The 3935-nt window shown below is 58.9% G+C and carries 4 protein-coding genes; 3 read left to right on the top strand and 1 reads right to left on the bottom strand.

Going from position 1 to position 3935, the window contains the following annotated elements:
• A partial coding sequence (locus EN884_RS28615; RefSeq protein ID WP_164895201.1) for an FAD-dependent oxidoreductase occupies nt 1-1177 on the bottom strand: 1177 nt, incomplete at its 3' end.
• A 557-nt stretch (nt 1178-1734) separates the two neighbouring features.
• Here EN884_RS28615 and EN884_RS28610 point away from each other — a divergent pair.
• The 3 genes from EN884_RS28610 (at nt 1735) to EN884_RS28605 (ending at nt 3481) form a co-directional block, all read left to right on the top strand.
• Complete coding sequence (locus EN884_RS28610) at nt 1735-2043, top strand: hypothetical protein (protein WP_027161855.1); 309 nt, start codon at nt 1735-1737, stop codon at nt 2041-2043.
• An 18-nt stretch (nt 2044-2061) separates the two neighbouring features.
• The gene (locus tag EN884_RS38775) at nt 2062-2214 is read left to right on the top strand and encodes a hypothetical protein (protein WP_156949289.1); all 153 of its coding nucleotides are present in this window, start codon (nt 2062-2064) and stop codon (nt 2212-2214) included.
• 367 nt (nt 2215-2581) lie between these two features.
• Nucleotides 2582-3481: an SIR2 family protein gene (locus EN884_RS28605; protein ID WP_013525092.1), complete on the top strand. Its 900-nt coding sequence runs from the start codon at nt 2582-2584 to the stop codon at nt 3479-3481.
• Nucleotides 3482-3935: the final 454 nt, after the last annotated feature.

The raw sequence follows: 3935 nt of genomic DNA, 5'->3' as shown, positions 1-3935 counted from the left end.
ATACGATGGAGGGCAGCTTTCGCCGTGCGAAAGTTCTGTTCGCCATCCAGCGCAAACCGAAGCGCCCGAGGCGCACTGGCGACGATACGACGTTCTGAACGTGCGCGAGCTTTTGGTCCAGCGTCACTGAATGCTGCTGCCGACCTCTGAGGTGTTTCGGGAGAAATGTCCTTTTCACGAGATACATCGCCGAGAGGATCGGGTCGTTGTGGCTGGGATCGGCTGGATCTGGGAGATGGGTGCGGAAGATCTGGTTGAGCAAGCAATGCTCCCGCTGCGCTCGCTCCGTGAGCGACAGCCGCCTTCGGCAGTAGATGCCGGCCGCGTCCCGCTCGTAGCCAAAAGCAACCGCCTGCTGGGCGTTCGGCAACTTTAGTGCTCCGACTGTGCCTCCCAGATGGGCCATATAGAAACGACCGAGCTGATCTCGGGCGTTGCCGATACCAGCTGGCATCACATCATTCGAGGCAAGTAGCAATCGGGTGGTCTCAAAGCCGCCGGCGGCTACAATGTAATGGCAAGCCGTGACCTCACGCTTTGTGCCCTTCAAGTCAACACAGTCGATGTGGTGGACGCAACGCCCGTTCGGCGCCAGGCGAATTCCCGTCGCCGCAGCGTTTAACCAGATGTGGATATGACGCGAAGTCCGCAGCAACCCGGAAAGCCGTTTCCACACGTTGGTTGGTCGACTAAACCGCTCCAGGCGGGTCCTGAACAAATCGCCGTCGACGCCCTCGAATAGTTCAACGCGAGAACCAGGCAACGCGCTTGTTGGATCGTAGTCGTAAGACCCGACCTCGATCACCTCGTGCGCCCGACGGTAGTAGGGCAGCAGGGTTTCATAGGTGATCGGCCAGCCCGAATTGCACACCCATTCCCGCTTCTGGAAGTCGATGCCATCGAACGGCACGCAGCGGCCACCCCATGCTCGGCTCGATCCTCCCAGCGCTCGTATCCGGAAATTCTGGACAGGCGGGTGGACGAGGGGATCTGCGACAATGCCGTGGTAGAGCTCCTGCGATCTCTTGGTCTGCCACCTGCCGCCCGCTTCCAGAACGCAGACGCGTAGCTTTGCATTTTCGAGCGCCGCGGCAATGGCCAGGCCGACAGTGCCACCTCCGACAATGCAGATGTCGTAGGCAAGTCCGTCGCCCGCTGCGGTGAATTGAGCGATCAACGTTCACTCCGGATTTGTTCGATCCCCGAAGGCACGCTCCCACCCTTCGCGCCCGGCTTGGGCGAAGCAGGTAGCGCGCGAGGAGCAGTTGGCAACCACCCGATTGATCGCATTTGAAGCGCCGGCGCAAAAGAGGTGGCTTTGGTGGCGAGGTCCGTGACGACTTCAAGGGGCCCGAACCGGAAGAGTTTTTGTTGCGACCACCCTCAAAGGGCATGGTTATGGTGAACGCACTTCTCAGCCTGAGTTCGGTGGTGGTATTCCGGTTCCATTCGCGAGATTTCCCGCCCATGGCTCGCCGACAGACACGCTGTTGGCTCCGGCTGAAGCCTTGCCTCTGCTTGCGAGGTTGCCATGGCGATCCGGAACCTCGAGGCATGTGGAGAGTTGTCCAGCAGCCGGAGATCCAAGCCATGGCGCTACCAGATGCCAGTTCCGGCGCGGCCGCGCAGCCGAAACGCTCTAGCAAGCCGGCAATCCCATCGCCGCACGCCACAAGGCTTCCGGAGCAGGATTATCGATAGACGGGCGCCCAACGATATGAAGGACAATGGCCCATGAACGTCGCCAACCTGCAATTGGAAGGTTTGCTTATGGCGGTCGCTGCCGTCAATAACGCCTTGGTCCGGAGGGGCCTTCTTTCGGTTGATGATATCGATATGGCTTTGAAAACCGCGGAGGCCTCGTTCACGGCTGATGAGCGCCTCTTCGAGGACATGTCGCCCGCCAACCGGGACGCAGTCTGTTTTCCTTTGCGGCTTTTGCGGTTGGCTAACACCAAACAGTTCGAAGCGGGTGTGCCACCGTTTGCCGAGCTGGCCAGGCAAGTCGGGATAACCAAGCAGCCCTACAACGATCAGATGTGAAGGGAGGAAGACAGGCAGGTGCAGGAAATCGTCGTGGTCAACAAGGTGGTCGAATTCCGGGGAGAGGCGGTGACCGCATACCGTGACGGTCACGCACACTGCAATGCCACCGCTTTCGGCGAGGCGGGCCGCGACCCTGGACGCGAGACCATTCCCGCATTGAACCCGTAGCTCTGGCGAAGGCACCACATGGAATATTTTCGAGCACAAGGAACATGTCAGCCCACGGGTGTTTAGGCCGCAATGACAATCATCGCCGTCACGACAATGAACTACCCTCTCGCCGTCTTCCCTGGCCCGAAGCGACGCAGGCTCTCAGCAATTGCGCGACTGGAACGAAGCCGCGGCAAGTGGCTGGCGCAGAAGCGGATCCACATGACCGGTAAGCAGAAACAGGAGCCGGTCGCTGGCAGCGAACCACAATGCGGCTGCCATGAGCCGTGCGGTTCCAGATGGTTGGCTGCATTCCAAGATCGACAACCGAAACAACAAGCGCCTTTAGGGTCTGCCTGCGCGCGTGGCCTCGAAAGCCTTGGCCATGAACGATGACCCTGTGGATTCGCTCGCCAACGCAATTCACCACCGCAGCGCAATTCTGTTTGTTGGGGCAGGGGTGTCGATCAGTGTTGGACTCCCTTCTTGGGAGAAGCTGATAGAGCGAATGGCAAAGGAGCTCGGTGTCGACGACGAATTTTCCATGCGACGCGATCGTTTTCAAACCCTGGCCGAGTACTATCGGATCAAGCATGGCAGCATCGGGCCACTTCGCAGTTGGATGGACCGAAATTGGTCTGTCCCCAAGGACCGGATCGAGAAATCCGAGTTGCATCGTCTCATCGTGAAGCTCGATTTCCCTGTCATCTACACAACCAATTATGACCGTAACCTGGAACTGGCTTATGAAATATACGGTCGGGACTACGTGAAAGTGGCCAATGCACGCGATGTGGCGCAGGCCCGCCAGGGCGTTACCCACATCGTCAAATTCCATGGTGATTTCGACGAGGATTCTTCCCTCGTCCTCACCGAGACGGACTACCTTGATCGCCTCTCCTTCAATTCTCCGCTGGACGTGCGTTTTCGCTCGGATGCACTCGGCAGCACGATCCTCTTCATTGGCTATAGCCTTTCCGACCCAAACATTCGGTTGTTGCTGCACCGTCTCTGGCAGACGTGGCATCGGTCCGGCTATGAGAAAGATCGCCCGCCGTCGTTCATCTTCATGACCAGCCGAAACCCTGTGGAGGAGGCCGTGCTTGGACGTTGGGGCATTTCGGTCGTCGTCGGCGAAATCGACGAGCCGCAAGCTGCTTTGGTGGACTTCCTCAGCCGGCTGGCGGAGATGGTTGGGGACGGAGCCGAGCCTGGAGAGACGACCCATGAGGGGACCGTCGTCAGACAAAGAGCGATTGAAACAGTCAGGTCCAGGGGCAGCTAGGCGGGCTCTCAAGGAACGCCCTACGGCAGAGAACGTCGTTCCAGAGGCGATCATAGCCAGTTTGTGTGGCCAGTTTGAAAATCGCATCCCATAGAGCATGGATCTCCCATGTGAGCTTTCAACTATTCTGGCGGACGCGCTGGAACATTCTCGCATCAACAAGCTTCGAAGGGGGCACTGTTCCCGTTCAGTGTGTTTTCCCCCTGTGAGACTGCCCGCCGCCGAAAGGTGGCGGGCTTTTTTGTTGGGATGCAACCTTGGACATTATAGCGACTTTGGCCGGACACGCGCAGCGTCGCTTCCCATCATCGGTGCCTGAAGTTGGCGACAGCTTCGAAGTCCTCCCGATGCGATCGCAATTTTTGGGATAGATGTTCGTGTGGTGCCTGTCGGCGACCTGGACGCTGCCTTACCAGAACCGGCCTCCTCCGGTCCGAACCACGGCGCTGGAACC

It is taken from the genome of Mesorhizobium sp. M7A.F.Ca.AU.001.01.1.1, assembly GCF_004022735.1.
GTDB lineage: Bacteria > Pseudomonadota > Alphaproteobacteria > Rhizobiales > Rhizobiaceae > Mesorhizobium > Mesorhizobium ciceri.
Note: the sequence above shows the minus strand (reverse complement) of the source record. Positions and strands in the feature narration are given on the sequence as shown.